The sequence below is a fragment of the Sphingopyxis bauzanensis genome, from assembly GCF_002205675.1.
Taxonomy (GTDB): Bacteria; Pseudomonadota; Alphaproteobacteria; order Sphingomonadales; family Sphingomonadaceae; genus Sphingopyxis; species Sphingopyxis bauzanensis.
Genome location: NZ_NISK01000001.1, coordinates 561,111 through 577,117, shown reverse-complemented (window position 1 = coordinate 577,117; position 16,007 = coordinate 561,111). Strand labels below are relative to the sequence as shown.

The 16,007-nt window shown below is 64.8% G+C and carries 19 protein-coding genes; 14 read left to right on the top strand and 5 right to left on the bottom strand.

What is annotated here, in order from left to right:
- Positions 1-71 precede the first annotated feature (71 nt).
- Both CDQ92_RS02870 and hemE read right to left on the bottom strand, forming a co-directional pair.
- Positions 72-521 carry a CopD family protein gene (locus CDQ92_RS02870; protein ID WP_088439867.1) on the bottom strand — a complete coding sequence of 150 codons (450 nt, stop codon included), beginning with the start codon at positions 519-521 and terminating at the stop codon, positions 72-74.
- Between the two features lies 1 nt (position 522).
- Positions 523-1,551, bottom strand: a complete 1,029-nt coding sequence (gene hemE / locus CDQ92_RS02865) for a uroporphyrinogen decarboxylase (RefSeq protein ID WP_088439866.1) — start codon at positions 1,549-1,551, stop codon at positions 523-525.
- Between the two features lie 349 nt (positions 1,552-1,900).
- Here hemE and CDQ92_RS02860 point away from each other — a divergent pair, with 349 nt between their 5' ends.
- From CDQ92_RS02860 to CDQ92_RS02805, 12 genes are all read left to right on the top strand, one after another.
- A complete protein-coding gene (locus CDQ92_RS02860; protein WP_088439865.1) occupies positions 1,901-2,713 on the top strand; it encodes a pyruvate, water dikinase regulatory protein in 813 nt (270 codons plus the stop codon).
- Entirely contained in the window at positions 2,710-3,306 is a 597-nt protein-coding gene (locus tag CDQ92_RS02855; RefSeq protein ID WP_088439864.1) for a Maf family protein, read from the top strand. Before CDQ92_RS02860 ends, CDQ92_RS02855 begins: the two co-directional genes overlap by 4 nt.
- A complete protein-coding gene (gene aroE, locus CDQ92_RS02850) occupies positions 3,303-4,118 on the top strand; it encodes a shikimate dehydrogenase (RefSeq protein ID WP_088439863.1) in 816 nt (271 codons plus the stop codon). Before CDQ92_RS02855 ends, aroE begins: the two co-directional genes overlap by 4 nt.
- Positions 4,115-4,738 (top strand): dephospho-CoA kinase, encoded by a 624-nt coding sequence (gene coaE, locus CDQ92_RS02845; RefSeq protein ID WP_088439862.1) that lies wholly within the window; start codon positions 4,115-4,117, stop codon positions 4,736-4,738. Before aroE ends, coaE begins: the two co-directional genes overlap by 4 nt.
- 19 nt (positions 4,739-4,757) lie before the next feature.
- Positions 4,758-5,459, top strand: coding sequence for a DNA polymerase III subunit epsilon (gene dnaQ, locus CDQ92_RS02840; RefSeq protein ID WP_088439861.1), 702 nt, complete (start codon positions 4,758-4,760; stop codon positions 5,457-5,459).
- A gap of 47 nt (positions 5,460-5,506) precedes the next feature.
- On the top strand, positions 5,507-6,079 hold the full coding sequence (gene hpf, locus CDQ92_RS02835) for a ribosome hibernation-promoting factor, HPF/YfiA family (protein ID WP_088439860.1): 573 nt from the start codon (positions 5,507-5,509) through the stop codon (positions 6,077-6,079).
- A gap of 150 nt (positions 6,080-6,229) precedes the next feature.
- Complete coding sequence (locus CDQ92_RS02830) at positions 6,230-6,694, top strand: PTS sugar transporter subunit IIA (RefSeq protein WP_088439859.1); 465 nt, start codon at positions 6,230-6,232, stop codon at positions 6,692-6,694.
- Between the two features lie 21 nt (positions 6,695-6,715).
- Entirely contained in the window at positions 6,716-7,054 is a 339-nt protein-coding gene (locus CDQ92_RS02825) for a DUF1491 family protein (RefSeq protein ID WP_088439858.1), read from the top strand.
- Between the two features lie 193 nt (positions 7,055-7,247).
- On the top strand, positions 7,248-7,916 hold the full coding sequence (locus tag CDQ92_RS02820) for a cell wall hydrolase (RefSeq protein ID WP_088439857.1): 669 nt from the start codon (positions 7,248-7,250) through the stop codon (positions 7,914-7,916).
- Between the two features lie 71 nt (positions 7,917-7,987).
- Positions 7,988-8,599: a DUF4136 domain-containing protein gene (locus CDQ92_RS02815; protein WP_088439856.1), complete on the top strand. Its 612-nt coding sequence runs from the start codon at positions 7,988-7,990 to the stop codon at positions 8,597-8,599.
- Positions 8,596-9,705, top strand: coding sequence for a M14 family metallopeptidase (locus CDQ92_RS02810; protein WP_088439855.1), 1,110 nt, complete (start codon positions 8,596-8,598; stop codon positions 9,703-9,705). Before CDQ92_RS02815 ends, CDQ92_RS02810 begins: the two co-directional genes overlap by 4 nt.
- Complete coding sequence (locus CDQ92_RS02805) at positions 9,702-10,184, top strand: GNAT family N-acetyltransferase (protein WP_088439854.1); 483 nt, start codon at positions 9,702-9,704, stop codon at positions 10,182-10,184. Before CDQ92_RS02810 ends, CDQ92_RS02805 begins: the two co-directional genes overlap by 4 nt.
- Positions 10,185-10,256: 72 nt before the next feature.
- On the opposite strand, the gene CDQ92_RS02800 is transcribed toward CDQ92_RS02805, so the two are convergent.
- Positions 10,257-10,718 carry an Hsp20 family protein gene (locus CDQ92_RS02800; protein WP_188682299.1) on the bottom strand — a complete coding sequence of 154 codons (462 nt, stop codon included), beginning with the start codon at positions 10,716-10,718 and terminating at the stop codon, positions 10,257-10,259.
- A gap of 188 nt (positions 10,719-10,906) precedes the next feature.
- Here CDQ92_RS02800 and gpmA point away from each other — a divergent pair, with 188 nt between their 5' ends.
- A complete protein-coding gene (gene gpmA, locus CDQ92_RS02795) occupies positions 10,907-11,593 on the top strand; it encodes a 2,3-diphosphoglycerate-dependent phosphoglycerate mutase (protein ID WP_088439852.1) in 687 nt (228 codons plus the stop codon).
- 306 nt (positions 11,594-11,899) lie between these two features.
- Here the strand turns inward: gpmA and dapD are convergent, their stop codons facing one another.
- Both dapD and CDQ92_RS02785 read right to left on the bottom strand, forming a co-directional pair.
- Complete coding sequence (gene dapD / locus CDQ92_RS02790) at positions 11,900-12,742, bottom strand: 2,3,4,5-tetrahydropyridine-2,6-dicarboxylate N-succinyltransferase (RefSeq protein ID WP_088439851.1); 843 nt, start codon at positions 12,740-12,742, stop codon at positions 11,900-11,902.
- Entirely contained in the window at positions 12,739-13,416 is a 678-nt protein-coding gene (locus tag CDQ92_RS02785; protein WP_088440538.1) for a pyrimidine 5'-nucleotidase, read from the bottom strand. The genes dapD and CDQ92_RS02785 overlap by 4 nt, the downstream gene beginning before the upstream one ends.
- 167 nt (positions 13,417-13,583) lie before the next feature.
- Between CDQ92_RS02785 and CDQ92_RS02780 the strand changes: the two genes are divergently transcribed.
- A complete protein-coding gene (locus CDQ92_RS02780; protein ID WP_144035675.1) occupies positions 13,584-15,968 on the top strand; it encodes a S8 family peptidase in 2,385 nt (794 codons plus the stop codon).
- Positions 15,969-16,007 lie beyond the last annotated feature (39 nt).

Below are 16,007 nucleotides of genomic sequence, written 5' to 3'. Positions count from 1 at the left end.
GCGGGATTGACACGGCCCCTATAACCGCCGCGGGAGCAAGTCAATCAGACCTGCGCCGGGAACAGCGGATATCAGGGCCGAATGACCGCCAGAATGACGATGATCGCGGCCGCCACGCCGGGAACTTCGTTGAGCAGCCGGAGCTGCTTTTCGGTGAGCGGCCGCTGTCCCTGTTGCAGCTTCTTGAAATAGCCGATCATCCAGCCGTGGTAGCCCGACAGCGCAAACACCAGAATGAATTTGGCAATGAACCAGGTCTCGCCCCAATAATTTCCATTGAAGGCGAGCAGCAACCCGAGCACCCAGACGATCGTCAGCGACGGGTTCAGGATGATGCGGCGCAAGCGGTCTTCGCGCTCGATCCACTTTTTATCCTCGTCCGATCCGACGGCACATTGGTGGTGATAGACAAAGAAGCGCGGCATCATGAACAGCCCGGCCATCAGGAAGATGACAAAAATGATATGCGCCGCTTTGACCCAAAGCATCGTCGCCCCCAGAAATCCTGCCCAGTCTGCCATTTTATCCGCCGCGAACCCGTCTGATCAGATGCTCGACATGGGCGATCGGCGTGTCGGGGACGATGCCATGGCCGAGGTTGAAGATATGGGGACGCGCCGGGAAAGCCGCAAGGATACGATCGATCGCGGCGTCCAGTGCCGCGCCGCCCGCCACCAGCGCCAGCGGATCAAGATTGCCCTGCACCGGCAGATGTTGCGGCAGCACGCGGTCGGCCCAGTCGGGATCGACGGTCTCGTCGAGACCGATCGCATCGACCCCGGTTTCATCGGCATAGGCGCGCAGCTTGCCGCCCGCCCCCTTGGGAAAACCGATCACTGGCGTGTCAGGATGCATCACTTTCAGGCGGCGGACAATTTCCGCGTTCGGGGCGATTACCCAGCGTTCGAATTGCGCCGGGCTCAGGCTGCCGGCCCAGCTGTCGAACAACTGCACCGCCTCGACGCCATGTTCTATCTGCCCCGACAGGTAAATTACGGTAACATCGACGATTGCATCGATGATGGCCTGGAACGCCGCGGGGTCGCCAAATGCCAGTCGCCGCGCTGCGGCCTGATCCTTCGACCCCTGCCCCGCCACCATATAGGTCGCGACCGTCCACGGACTGCCGGCAAAGCCCAGAAAGGTCGTCTCAGCAGGGAGTGAAGCGGCGACGCGGGCCACGGTTGCATAAATGGGGTCAAGCCGTTCCGGCGCCGCTTCGAGTTGCGCCAGGGCGCTATCGACCAGCGGCGGGGCCAGCCTTGGCCCCTCGCCCGCCTCAAACCATAATTTCTGTCCCAGCGCGTGGGGGACGATCAGGATGTCGGAAAACAGGATCGACCCGTCGAACCCGAACCGCCGGATCGGCTGCAGGGTGACCTCCGCCGCCGCTTCAGGATCATAGCAAAGCTCGAGGAAACCGCCCTTGGTCTCCCGCAGCGCGCGATATTCGGGAAGATATCGCCCGGCCTGACGCATCAGCCACAAGGGCGGGCGTTCCTGCCGCGCCCCGCGCAGCACCGCCAGCAAACTCTTCGGTGACGCCTTCACACGGCCCCTCTTTCTCTCTGCAATAGAATATTAGATAATATTGTGGTGGTTTGTTGGTCGGCGAACAGCGCGGCTTTAGGCGGAGGCGTCGTTTTTGCCAACAGCTTGACTCTCATCATGCCGCCCTTTGCTCCAGAGTCGCGGCCCGCTGTGCCCTTAATTCACAGCCTGTGGATAGATTCCATCCCTTGTGGACAAGTGATCGAGTGGAATCGGCAGCGTCGGGGATGAATCCCCCGTCCCCATTTGCTCCCCACGCTTGTCCAAAACTTATCCACAGGCCGCTTTTCGATACCTCGAACCGGATCCGGGATTGCCTTTTTCCGCAGCTTCCCGCCATGGTGCCGCGATGGGCCGGCTTCACCTTCATCTCATATCTGACTCCACGGGCGAGACACTCGAAAATATCGCCAAGGCGGCGATCGCGCAGTTCGACGATGTCGAGGTGGTGCGCCATTTCTGGCCGATGGTGCGATCGGAATCGCATCTCGACCGGATCATGGCCGAAGTGCAGGCGAGTCCGGGGATGATCTTGTTCACACTGGTCAATGGCGACCTGCGCGTCAGCCTCGAGCGCCGCGCCGGGGCACTCAACCTGCCGCTCGTCCCCGCGCTCGACGCGGTGACCGATGCGCTGTCGCGGATGCTGGGCCAGGAAGCGAAAGCGCGCCCGGGGCGTCAGCACCAGCTCGACGCCGCTTACTTCGCGCGGGTCGAGGCGATCCAGTTCACCGTCGCGCACGATGACGGCATCGGCTGGGAAAATTGGGAACAGGCCGACATCGTTCTTGCCGGGGTGTCGCGGACATCGAAGACCCCGACCAGCATTTATCTGGCCAATCGCGGCTTCAAGACCGCGAATATCCCGATTGTCCCTGAATCGCCGCCGCCCGAGGCGCTGTATCGACTGAAACGCCCGATGATCGTGGGGTTGACGACTGGGCTCGACCGGCTGGTGCAGGTGCGGCGCAACCGGCTGCTGTCGCTTAACCAGGCCCCCGAAACCGCCTATGTCGATGATGAACGCGTGAAAGCCGAGCTGGCCTATGCCCGGCGCATGTTTGCCGACAATGGTTGGCCGGTGATCGATGTCACGCGCCGCTCGATCGAGGAAACCGCGGCGGCGGTGATCAAGCTGGTCGAGGACCGCGGCGCCGCATGACCCTTCTCTTAGCCTCGCAAAGCAGCGGCCGCGCCGCCATGCTGCGCGCCGCCGGGCTCGAATTCGAGACGACTGCGGCGCATGTCGACGAGGAGGCGCTGACCGCGGCGCTGCTCACCGCGGGCCAGACGCCGCGCAATATTGCCGATGCCCTCGCCGAGGCCAAAGCCGTCAAAATCTCGTCGCGGCTGCCCGGCGTCACCGTCATCGGCGCCGATTCGACGCTCGCGCTCGACGACGGCACAATGCTTTCGAAACCCGAGACGCCCGAAGAGGCGGCCGATCATCTGCGCTGCATGGCGGGGACGCGGCACCGCCTGTTCAGCGCCGCGGTCGCCGCGCGCGACGGTGCCCCGGTCTGGCGCGCGATCGGCGAGGCGAAGCTGTGGATGCGCCCCTTGTCCGACGCCTTCATCGCCGCCTATGTCGCGCAGCATTGGGACAGCATCCGCTGGACCGTTGGCTGTTATGAGATCGAGGGAGCGGGCGTGCAATTGTTCGAAAAGGTTGAGGGCGATCCCTGGACGATCATCGGCATGCCGATGCTCCCGCTGCTGGCGTGGCTGCGGACAACCGGATTGGCTACATCATGAGCAGCACCCCTTATGCCGAGGTGATCGGCGACCCGATCGCACAATCGAAATCGCCGCTGATCCATAATTTCTGGCTCGATGCACTCGGTCTTGCGGGCGACTATCGCCGCGCGCACATCAAAGCCGACGCGCTTGCGGCCTTTATCGACCAGCGGCGTACGGATCCCGATTGGCGCGGTTGCAATGTCACCATCCCGCATAAGGTCGCCGTGATGGATCTGGTCGATGACCCCGGCAATATCCGCGGCACGATTGGCGCGATGAACACGATCGTGCGCCAGCGCGATGGGTCGGTGATTGGCACCAACACCGATGCGGCGGGATTCTATGCGCCGCTTGCCGAGATCGACCTTTCGGGTGCCCCGGTTATCGTCGTCGGCGCGGGCGGCGCGGCGCGCGCGGTGCTGTTCGCGCTCGCGCGCGCCGGGGTGGGGCATGTGACGATTCTCAATCGCAGCCCGCTGAAGGCAATGGGGCTACTCGCGACCTTTGGCTTGAAAGGCGAAGTACTCGGTCTCGAAGCCCAGCTGCCGCCGGCCGCGCTGCTCGTTAATTCGAGCAGCCTCGGCATGACCGGCCAGCCGCCGCTCGACCTCGATCTGTCTGCGCTGCCCGACGATGCGATCGTTTACGACTTAGTCTATGCTCCGCTCCAGACCGGGCTACTCAAGGCCGCCGCGGCGCGTGGGCTCGACACCGTCGACGGGCTCGACATGCTGATCGGCCAGGCCGCGCTTGCCTTCGAGCTGTTCTTCGGCGCCGCGCCGCCCGAGGGCCGTGACGAGGAATTGCGCGCGCTGCTGACCGCATGACACATCGGCCGCGCCCCGGTTCGCGGCTGCGGCGGCCGTTCATCCTCGGCCTCACCGGCTCGATCGGGATGGGCAAGTCGACCGCGGCGGCGATGTTCGAGCGCGAAGGGGTGCCGGTGTTCGACGCCGACGCCGAAGTCCACCGGTTGCAAGGCCCGGGCGGCGCGCTCGTCGCGGCGATCGAGGCGCGCTTTCCCGGCACGACCGGTCCCGGCGGCGTCGACCGGCAGAAACTTGGCGGGCTGGTGCTTGGCAACCGCCACGAGCTCGCCGCGCTCGAAGCGATCGTCCATCCGGAGGTGTTTCGGGCGCAGAAGAAATTCCTCGCCCGCCACCGCGCCCGCGATGTCGTTGTGCTCGACATCCCGCTCTTGTTCGAAAAGGGCGGCTGGCGCCGCGTTGGCGCGATCGCGGTCGTGTCGGCGCCAACGTGGATGCAGACCAAGCGGGTGATGCGCCGCCCGGGGATGACCTATGCACGGCTGAAGGCGATCCGCCGCCTGCAGGTTCCCGACCGCGTCAAGCGTGCGCGCGCTGATTTCGTCATCGACACGGGCGGACCCAAAAGCGAGACGCATCGCCAGATTCGCGCCATCGCCTCTTGTTTCCGCGCCCGATAGGGTCCAGATTGATCGCTCAATGCGAGAGATAATCTTCGATACGGAAACCACGGGATTCGATCCCAAGACCGGAGACAGGCTGGTCGAAATCGGGTGTATCGAACTGGTCGACCGCCGCGAGACCGGCCAGACCTTCCACGCCTATTTCAACCCCGAACGCGACATGCCCGCCGCTGCCGAAGCGGTGCACGGCCTGTCGATCCAGTTTCTGTCGGACAAGCCGTTGTTTGCCGAGCGCATCGACGAGCTGATGGCGTTTCTCGGCGACGCGCCGCTGATCGCGCACAATGCCGTCTTCGACTTTGGTTTCGTCAATGCCGAGCTGGCGCGCGCCGGACGTCCCGCGCTCGACATGGCGCGGATGTGCTGCACGGTGCAGATGGCGCGCAAGCTCCACCCGGGCGCCAAACACAGCCTCGACGCACTTTGCACCCGCTACGGCATCGACCGCAGCCACCGCGTCAAGCACGGCGCGCTGCTCGATGCCGAACTACTCGCCCATCTTTACATCGAAATGACCGGCGGGCGGCAGATCGGGCTGGGGCTGGCCTCGTCTGCCGCCGGATCGGCGGCGGCGTCCCCACCCTCCCCCGTGGCGGCGCGTGGCCATGACCGTCCGTTCCGCGAACCCCGACCCCATATGGCATCGGCCGCCGATCTGGCGCGCCATGCCGCCTTTGTCGCAGGGCTCAACCAGCCGCTGTGGCTCGATACGGTGTGATGACGCTCCCTTGATGTCATCGCATCGGACATAGCAGGAGAAGAAAAATGGAAATCCGCGTCTCTGGCCACCAGATCGAAACCGGCGAAGCGCTGCAGGCGCATGTGTCGGATCGGATGAACGCGATTGCCGACAAATATTTCTCCCGGGCGATCGGCGCGCACGCGATCTTTGGCAAAGGACCGCACGACAGTTTTCAGTGCGACATCGTTGCGCATGTAATGCAGGGGCTGGTGCTCAAGGGGCATGGCCAGGCGCAGGACGCGCATGTCGCGTTCGAGGGCGCCGCCGAACGCATCGAAAAGCAGCTCAGGCGCTACATGCGGCGCTTGAAAGACCATAACAACGGCGTGGCGGTGCCATCGCCGACGGTCGACGAGATCGAGGATAACGCAGGCTATACCGTGTTCGACGTCGGCGGCGACGAGGATGCCGGCGACGCGCCGGCGATCATTGCCGAAACGCGCGTCGATATTCCCAGCAGCAGCGTGTCCGACGCGGTGATGATGCTCGACCTGCGCAACACCAACGCGCTGCTGTTCGTCAACAGCAAGACCGGTGCGCATAATATGGTCTATCGCCGCGACGACGGGACGATCGGCTGGGTCGAACCACGATAAGGCTGGATTTTCTTCGCCAACCGGCATAAGGGCCGCGCCCAACAACGTCCTATGCCGGTATGGCGGGGCGCCGGTACGACCGATCCGCAATCCATTGCCCAGGAACGGCCGGCCCCTTCGCCCGGCGGCTACACAGATTTGACCAGAACCATGAATCTTTCTTCCCTTCTTTATCCCGCGACCGTGCGCGCGCATGTGCAGCTCGATTCGAAAAAGGCGCTGTTTCCGTTTGTGGGCGACCTCGCCAGCCGTTCGCTCGGCCTCGACGCGGGCGAGGTCAGCGAAGCCTTGCTCGAACGCGAGCGGCTCGGTTCGACCGGATTCGGACGCGGTATCGCGCTGCCGCATGCCAAGATGGCGGACCTCACCGGGGTGCGCGGGCTGTTTCTGCAATTGTCACGCCCGATCGATTTCAACGCGGTCGATGGCCTGCCGGTCGATCTGTTGTTCGTGCTGCTGTCGCCGCTCGACGCCGGTGCCGATCATCTCAAGGCGCTCGCCGGGGTGTCGCGCATGCTGCGCAACGAAGCGATCGCCGAACGCCTGCGCGGGGCGAAGAGCGACGAGGCCCTTTATGCGCTGCTCGCCGATACTGAAACGCGTGACGCGGCATAACGCCGCAGCGCAACCTTTCCCGTGACGCGGCTCACCAGCCGTTTTCTCGTCGACCTGTTGCTGCGCCGGACCGAATCGGCGGGCGGCTTTGCGACCGTGCTCGCCAAGGGCGACGAACATTCGGGCATCATCCTGGTCCAATGTACCGAGCGCGGGCAGCCCGGGCCGCTGCTTGAACGGCGTTTTTCGGCGACCGGCCACTATATCTGGGAGGCTGTCGGCCCTGATGACTCCAAAGACGGTGAATCGCGCGCCAACTACCAGGACCGGCGGCAAAAGGCGGATCCCGATCTGTGGATTGTTGAACTGGACATCGCAGATGCGCCACGACTCGTCGCGGAATGGGCCGCATTAACTTGACTCTGTTGCGGTGCAACATAGGTGGCGCGCATTCGATAACGCGTAGGTCGCTCCGTCGGTTGCATCGCCCTGGTGATGCCCCGGAAAAACGGGTTGGACACGCAGTCGGACGATGACCGCAGGCGGTATTGGGCCATAGCCCCCCACCTGTTTTGGAAGTTTCGGTTCATCGGCCGCACTTTTGACGGACACTATGAGTCGTATTTTGAACGTAGCCAGCGTGGCTGCCGTCGGCATGACTGCCGCCACCATGCTGCTTTTGGCGGAACCCGGCTTTGCAAGCGATCTTGCTGCCGACGCCAATCTTCCCGCCCTGATCGCACCCAGCGTCGAGACGCCGGTTGTCGCTGAACAGGCGGATCTGTCGATCAAGGCCGATGCGCCGGTCGATGGCATCATCGAAAATACCGACGAAACGCCGAGCCCGGATTCGAAACCGGCCCCGGTCACCGCCGAATCGCTCGCCGCGCTGGTCGCCGCGACCCCCCGCCCTGCGGACATGGATCCCGAGCTGCGCTGCCTTGCCGGCACCGTCTATTTCGAGTCGCGCGGCGAATCGCTCGTCGGCCAGCTCGCGGTCGCGCATGTTGTGATCAACCGCGCCCAGTCGGGCCGCTTCCCCAAAAGCCTGTGCGGCGTCGTCCATCAGCGCAGCCAGTTCAGCTTTGTGCGCGGCGGCAAGATGCCGGCGATCCGTGAGGGCGCGCAATGGAACAACGCGATCGCGATCGCGCAGATCGCCCGCGACGGCAGCTGGAAGAATCATGCGCCGGGCGCGCTGTTCTTTCATGCCCGCTACGTCTCGCCGGGCTGGCGCAAGACGCGCATCGCGCAGATCGACAATCACATCTTCTATCGCTGAGGCGCAAGACGCCGCGCCGCGGCAGCACCCAGTTCATTGCCAAGCCATATTTGGTGGCGCATGATGCCCGAATGACGCGTCAAATTTCTGTCGCCCTGCTCTGTGCAGCGGCGCTTTCGTTCGGCGGCTGCGCCACCGCGGTGCCGCCGGTTGAGGTTACCCGCTTTCATAACGCCGTGCCCGGCTGGGCGCCGGGGACGCGCTACGCCATCGCAACCGCGCCGCTCGACGGCCCGGGCGCGGGCATGCCGTCGTTTGAATGGAACAGCTATCGCGCCGCGGTCGATCAGCAATTGCAGCGCCAGGGATTGGTCGCGGCGGGCAGCAATGAGCGTGCGCCGCTGCTGGTCCGCGTCGCCTTTGAACGGAGCGAACAATCCAGCGCGGGACGACGATCGCCGGTATCGGTCGGGGTTGGTGGTTCGACCGGCAGCTATGGGTCGGGCGTCGGGCTCGGCATCGGTCTCAATCTCGGCGGCGGTCCCAAGCGGATGGTCGATTTGCAGCTCTCCGTACGCATCGACGATGCCGCGACCGGCCAGGCGTTGTGGGAAGGCCGCGCGCTCGCCGCGATTCCGGTAAAGGCGCCCGCGTCGCAGCCGTCGCTCGCCGCGGCAAAATTGGCCGAAGCCTTATTCAAGGACTTCCCCGGAGAATCGGGACGCACTATCAGCGTCCCATGACCATCACCATCAACGCCGCTTTTGACAGCGGCAACATCGTCGTGGATTCGATCGACGGCACCGCGGCGCGCCTTTCGATCCGTAAGGACCGCGAATCCGACTTCTTTCAATGGTTTCACTTCCGCGTGTCGTGCGCGGTCGGCGATGCGCTTGAGCTGGCGATCACCGGGCTTGATGCCTCAGCCTATCCCGACGGCTGGCCCGGCTATGCGGCGTGCGCGAGTTATGACCGCGACAATTGGTTCCGCCTCGACACCAGCTACGATGCCGGTACGTTGACGATCCGCCACACCGCCGAAAGCCCGATCCTCTACCTCGCCTATTTCGCCCCCTTCTCGATGGAGCGTCACCACGACCTCGTCGCCTCGGTCGCCGAGTGCGAAGGCGTCACCTATCGCTGCCTCGGCACCAGCCTCGAAGGCCAGCCGATCGACTGCCTCGAAATGGGAACCGGCGATACGCAGGTGTGGCTCTATGCGCGCCAGCATCCCGGCGAGAGCATGGCCGAATGGTGGGTCGAGGGCGCGCTCGAAAAGCTCACCGATCCCGCCGATCCGCATGCGCGTTCGCTGCTCAACAAATGCCGCTTCCACATCGTGCCGAACATGAATCCTGACGGGTCGTGCCGGGGCCATTTGCGTACCAATTTCGCCGGGGTGAACCTCAACCGCGAATGGGACAATCCGACCACCGCGCGTAGCCCCGAAGTCTTGTGTGTCCGCAACGCGATGGACGAGACGGGTGTCGACTGGGCGATGGACGTCCATGGCGACGAGGCGATCCCGGCGGTGTTCATCGCGGGCTTTGAAGGCATCCCGTCGCTGAAGCCCGAGCAGCTGGAAAAATACAAGGCGTTCCAGACCGCGCTGGCGGCGAACACCCCCGATTTCCAGGTCGAACTCGGCTACAGCGAATCGGCGCCGGGCAAAGCGAATCTGTCGATGTCGACGACCCAGCTCGCCGAACGCTTTGGCGCGGTGTCGATGACGATCGAAATGCCATTCAAGGACAATGATGACCTGCCCGATCCGGTCGCCGGTTGGTCGCCCGAACGCTCGAAGCTGCTGGCGCACGCGTGCCTCGCAACGCTCGATCAGATGCTGTGACGCCCAGCGCGCGGGAAGGCGGCTGGCGGATCGTCGAAGACGATCTGTCCGGCGCCGCGATCCGCGCGCTGCTCGAACAGCATTTCGCGGGGATGCTCGCCAATTCGCCCGCGGGCAGCTGTCACTTCCTCGACTTCAATGGTCTGAATGCGCCCGATGTGACCTTCTGGTCGATCCATGACGGTGATGCGCTGGCGGGGTGCGGCGCGCTCACAATGCTCGGTGCCGGGCATGGCGAGATCAAATCGATGCGCACCGCCGACGCCTTCCTGCGCCGCGGCGTCGCCGCGCGTATGCTCGACCATATTATCGCCGAAGCGCATGGTCGCGGGCTCCAGCGGCTCAGTCTGGAAACCGGATCGGGCCCCGCGTTCGAACCCGCGATTGCGCTCTACCGCCGCTATGGTTTCGACGATTGCGCGCCGTTCGCCGATTACAAGCCCGACCCGTTCAGCCGCTTCATGACGTGCGCGCTCTAAAAACGAAAGCGGGGTCCGGAAGGGACTCCGGACCCCGCTCACGATGCCCCGCAGGGCGTGGGCTCGCGGCGCTTATGCCGCCTGCTTGTCCTCGACCAGCGTCGGGGTCGCATTGCCGCCGATCGCGATCTTGTGCGGCTTCATCGCCTCGGGCACTTCACGCACCAGATCGATGATCAGCAGCCCGTCGGCCAGGTCGGCCGCGCTGACCCGCACGAAATCGGCGAGCTGGAAGCGGCGTTCGAAAGCGCGCGTCGCGATACCGCTGTACAGCAGCTGGCGACCTTCGCCTTCGGCCGCGGGTGCCTTGCGGCCGTTGACGGTCAGCATATTCTGCTGCGCAACGATCTCGATCTCGTCGCTCTTGAACCCGGCGACCGCGACGGTGATGCGGAAATGATCATCGGCGATCTTTTCGATGTCGAATGGCGGATAATTTTCCGCGCCCGACCCGCTCGTTTCGAGGAAATCGAACAATCGGTCGAAACCGACGGTCGAACGGCGATAGGGGGTCCAGTCAAAACTGTTACGCATGGTCATTCTTCCTTTCTCAAAAGCGAAGTCAGGGACCGCGGCGGCGCGCCGCGATCGCCACCCGGCCCCGTTTCGGCGACCGGATGCTGCAAATCTGGGTGCGGGTTAAACCATTTCAAGAGGGGCATTGGCGTTCGTAGGAAAGCCACGCTAAGGGGCAGCGAAACCCTCCACCCGAAGGATCCGAAATGCCCCAGCTCATCCTCATCCGTCACGGCCAGTCGCAGTGGAACCTCGAAAACCGCTTCACCGGCTGGTGGGATGTCGATGTCACTGAAAAGGGCGCCGCCGAGGCGTGGGCGGCAGGCGAGTTGATGAAGGCCAAGGGCATCGCCCCCGACACCTGCTTCACTTCGGTCCAGTCGCGCGCGATCAAGACGCTCAATCTGGCGCTCGAGGCGATGGGACGCTTGTGGCTTCCCGTGACCAAAGACTGGCGTTTGAACGAGCGTCATTATGGCGGGCTGACCGGACTCGACAAGGCTGAGACCGCGGCGAAACATGGTGACGATCAGGTCAAGATCTGGCGCCGCAGCTTCGACATCCCGCCGCCGCCGCTCGAAGCCGGATCGCCATGGGATCTGTCGAGCGACCCGCGCTATGCCGGCATCGATATTCCCGCGGCCGAGAGCCTGAAGGATACGATCGAACGCGTGTTGCCTTATTATGAAAGCGCGATCGTGCCGCAGCTGACCGCGGGCAAGACGGTACTGATCTCGGCGCATGGCAACAGCCTGCGCGCGCTGGTCAAACATCTGTCGGGGATTTCGGACGCCGACATCACCAGCCTCGAAATCCCGACCGGCCAGCCGATCGTTTACGAACTCAACGACGATTTGAACGCGCGCGAGCGCTATTATCTCAGCGAGCGGTAAAAAGCGGCGTGACGCCCTTGCCTCGTCATCCCGGCCTTCCCCGGGATGACGGTGCTCAAAGTGTCCCCGTCATCGTCAGCTGGAGATATTACCCGAACTTGCGCCGCCGGCTTTCGCTGATCGCGATCGGCCCGTCGCGGCGGTCGACGAACACGGTACGGTCGAACGCGTAAACCCCGCGACATTCTTTTGTTCGACAAAGGCGGTGACGAAGGCGCCTTTCGTATAGTCATGCTGATCGCGTCGAGCCGCAACTTGGGGCTGTTCTACCAACCCGAGGTAGCGTTTGACGAGCGGCGAGGGGCGTCAGTCGCGCAGCAACTCGTTGATCCCGGTCTTGGCGCGCGTCTTGGCATCGACGCGTTTGACGATCACCGCGCAGTAAAGCGACGGGCCGGGCGACCCGTCGGGCAGCGGCTTGCCGGGCATCGCGCCGGGGACGACAACCGCGTAAGGTGGCACTTCGCCAATGAAAATCTCGCCCGTTGCGCGGTCGACGATCTTGGTAGATGCGCCGAGGTAAACGCCCATCGACAGCACTGCGCCCTGGCGCACGATCACGCCCTCGGCGACCTCGGCGCGCGCGCCGATAAAGGCGCCGTCCTCGATCACCACCGGTCCGGCCTGCAGCGGTTCTAGGACACCACCGATCCCGGCGCCGCCCGACAAATGGACGTTGGCGCCGATCTGCGCGCAGCTGCCGACGGTGGCCCAGGCATCGACCATCGATCCCTCACCGACATAGGCGCCGATGTTGACGAAGCTCGGCATCAGCACCGCGCCCTTGCTGATGAAGGCGCCGCGACGGACGATCGAACCGGGAACGGCGCGGAAACCCGCGTCGCGAAAGCGGTTCTCGCCCCACCCGGCGAATTTCGACGGCACCTTGTCCCACCAGCGCGCGCCGCCGGGGCCGCCCTCGATGAGTTCCATGTCGTTGAGGCGGAACGACAGCAGCACTGCCTTTTTCAGCCACTGGTTGACCTGCCATGTCCCGCCCGCGTCACGTTCCGCTACGCGCAGGCTGCCGTCGTCGAGCCCGGCGAGCGCGGTTTCGACCGCCTCGCGTACTGTGCCCTGCGTCGTCAGGCCCAAAGTGTCGCGCGTTTCCCACGCGGTGTCGATCGTCGTTTGCAGGTCGGTCGTCATGAAATCCCCCAGGGTGCAGGCAAGCTATCGAGCCAGTCGGCAAGGTCGCTCACGTGAAAATCGACCTGGTCCGGCAAGTGGTCGCGATGGCCGCTTTCGCTGCCATTGTCCAGCCAGACGGTGGTCATGCCCAGCGCCTTGGCCGGGGTCAGGTTGCGCGCCATATCCTCGACGAACAGGCTACGCGCCGGGTCAATGCCCAGGTGCGTGATCATCGCCGCATAGGCGGCGGGGTCGGGCTTGGGCGTATAGGCGGTCGCGCGAATGTCGCAGATGCCGCCGAACAGGTCGGCGACGCCGCGCGCTTCGAGCACGCGCGCCGCATAATCGGCGTCGGCGTTGGTGAACACCAGCTTGCGGCCTGGCAACCGGGCCAATCCCGCGCGTAGCCGATCGTCGGGCGCGATGCGGTCGAGGGCGATGTCATGGACGTCGACCAGAAAATCTTCGGGGTCGACGCCGTGATGGCGCATCAGTCCGGCCATCGTCGTGCCGTGATCGTGGAAATACAGCTTCTGCACCCGCCGCGCTTCGACCGCATCGCAGTCGAGCAGCCGCATGATGAAAGCACCCATACGTTCGTCGATCAGGTCGAACAGCTTCGCCGACGGCGAATAGAGCGTGTTGTCGAGATCGAAGATCCAGCAGTCGATATGGTCAAGCGAAACGGGCATGTCGCCGCGGCGCATAAAGATTGGGGTGGACGGCGGCAAGGCCGGCAATGGAATCCTTCCCATCGCTGCGCGACAGGGATGATTGGAACCCCCAATTAACCGCTCTTTGCTACCGCTTCGCTCTTCGCTCGGCTAGGATAGCAGCGATCAGGGCAAAGGGAACGGCGATGGCGTATCAAAAACGACACAAACGCATCCGCCGGATAGCCGGGCGGTCTTTACCCCTGCTGCTCAGCCTCGCCGCGCTGCCGCTCGCCGGTTGCGGTGGTGGGGGCGGGGCGCGGCCTTCGCCAACTCCGGCGCCGCCATCGGCACCCGCGCCGACCCCCACGCCAACGCCAACGCCAACGCCTCCGCCGACGGGCAATTTCAACACCGCCGAAACGCGGCGATCCGACGGGGTCAACTATCATGGCGCGATTTCTGCCTATCAGTCGGGGGCAACAGGTCAGGGCATATTGGCGGGCGTCGTCGACGATGGAATCGATGAGGACAGCCCCGAGTTTGCCGGGCGCATCTCGCCATTGTCGGCCGACGTCGCGGGATCGCGCGGCATCAACGGCGAAGGCAACCACGGCACCAATGTCGCGCAGGTGCTGCTGGGAGCCAAGAATGATGCCGGGACAATGGGCATCGCTTATAATGCCGGACTGCTCGTCCTGCGCGCTGACCGGCCGGGCAGCTGTGCCGCAGAAGATCCCGGCACCGAGGAAAGCGGCTGCCAGTTCCCGGGGAGCGCCATCGCTGCGGCGCTCGATCGGGCCGTTACCGCCGGTGCGCGCGTCGTGAACATTTCGCTTGGCGGCGGCGATCCGCCCGGCGCAACGCTGCGCAGCGCAGTACAGCGCGCCACCACGGCAGGGGTGATCATTATCCTGTCAGCGGGCAATGAGGGCGACACGACCGAAGACGGCAACGATCCGAACAATCCGGGTCGTTTCGCGCAGGGGATGCGCGATGCCGGGGGCGGCCTCGTCATCATCGTCGGTTCGGTCGACGAAAATGGCGCCAGTTCCACCTTCAGCAATCGTGCCGGCGTCTATTCGGGTTCCTATCTCTCCGCGCTCGGCGAAGGGGTTTGCTGCGCCTACGAAAATGGCGCGCTCAGGACCGAGGGCAATTTTGTCTTCCTGCTCAACGGGACAAGCTTTGCGGCGCCGCAGGTTGCGGGCGCGGTGGCGCTGCTGGCGCAGGCGTTTCCGAACCTGTCGGGCCAGCAGATCGTCCAGCTGCTTTATCAATCGGCACGCGACGCCGGGGCGGCGGGCGAGGATGCAGTTTTTGGGCGCGGTATCCTCGACATCGCCCGCGCTTTTCAGCCGATGGGGGCGACGACGCTTGCGGGCACGGTGACTGCGGTCGATCTTGGCCAGCCGCTCGGCATGCTCGGCGGGCCGATGGGCGACGCGGGCACTGCCGGCATGGGAACGACCACCGGCCTCGTCACCGACGGTTTCGGACGCGCGTTCAGCGTCGATTTCGGCCGGTCGCTGGCGCTGCGCCGCCCCGATTTCAAACTGCCGGGCGCGATCGGTGGGCTGGTTCGCCAGCAAAGCGCGGCCAGCCGCGCAACGGCGCTGTCGCTCGTGACGACGCCGGGGGCAGGCGGGGACGATGCGCTGGCAGGCCTCTCGTTCCACGACGCGCAGCGCGCACGCACCCTTGCCGCATCGGTGGTGACGCGTCTCGACGCGCGGACGCGGATCGGCTTTGCCGCCGGGCGCGGGGCAGGTGGCTTGCTCGCGGGCGAGCGCGGCGAGAGCGGACATGCGATGCTGATCGGCGACGGCGCGCACGAGGGGCTGGGTTTTGCCGTTCGCCCCGGCATCGGGTCGATGCTGCGCCACAACATAACGCCTCATCACCATATCAGCATCGTATTGGACAATGGCTGGGTGTCGGGTTCGCGCTGGCAGGACGATCCGCTCCTCCGCTATCGTGCGGGCCGCGACAGCCGTTACCAACGGGTCGGCGCTGCGTGGGACACCCGTTTCGGTCCGGCCCGCGCCGTGCTGGGCGGCAGTTGGCTGCGCGAATCGGACAGCTTGCTTGGCGCGCGGCTTGGCCCGGTTTTCGGCGCCGGGGGTGCAACCAGCTTGGTCGGTGACGCAAGCCTTGGTATCGACCTTGCCAACGGCTGGAGCCTGTCGGGCGCCTGGCGCCAGATGTGGACCCGTCCCGATCGCGGCGGGCTCGTAGCGGGTGGGACGCTGTGGTCGTCGGCCTTTTCGTTCGACATCGCAAAGGCGCAGCTTTTCCGTTCCGGCGATCGCGCCGCGCTGCGTTTCGCCCAGCCCTTGCGCGTCTCGCGCGGCGGCATCGACCTGCTTCTGCCCGTCGCGCATGATTACGCCAGCGGCCAGACCGACTTCGGCCGCCGTACCTATAATCTTGCGCCGACCGGCCGCGAACTGGTGGTCGAGGCGAGCTACGCATTGTCGCTGCTGGGCGGTGATCTGATCGCCAACAGCTGGGTCCGCCGCGATCCCGGTCATATCGCCGCGATGCCCGAAGACAAGGGCGCGGCGCTGCGCTTTACGATGGGCTTCTGATCGGCTCTAACGGTGCCCAACGTCAAATCAGGGGATGCC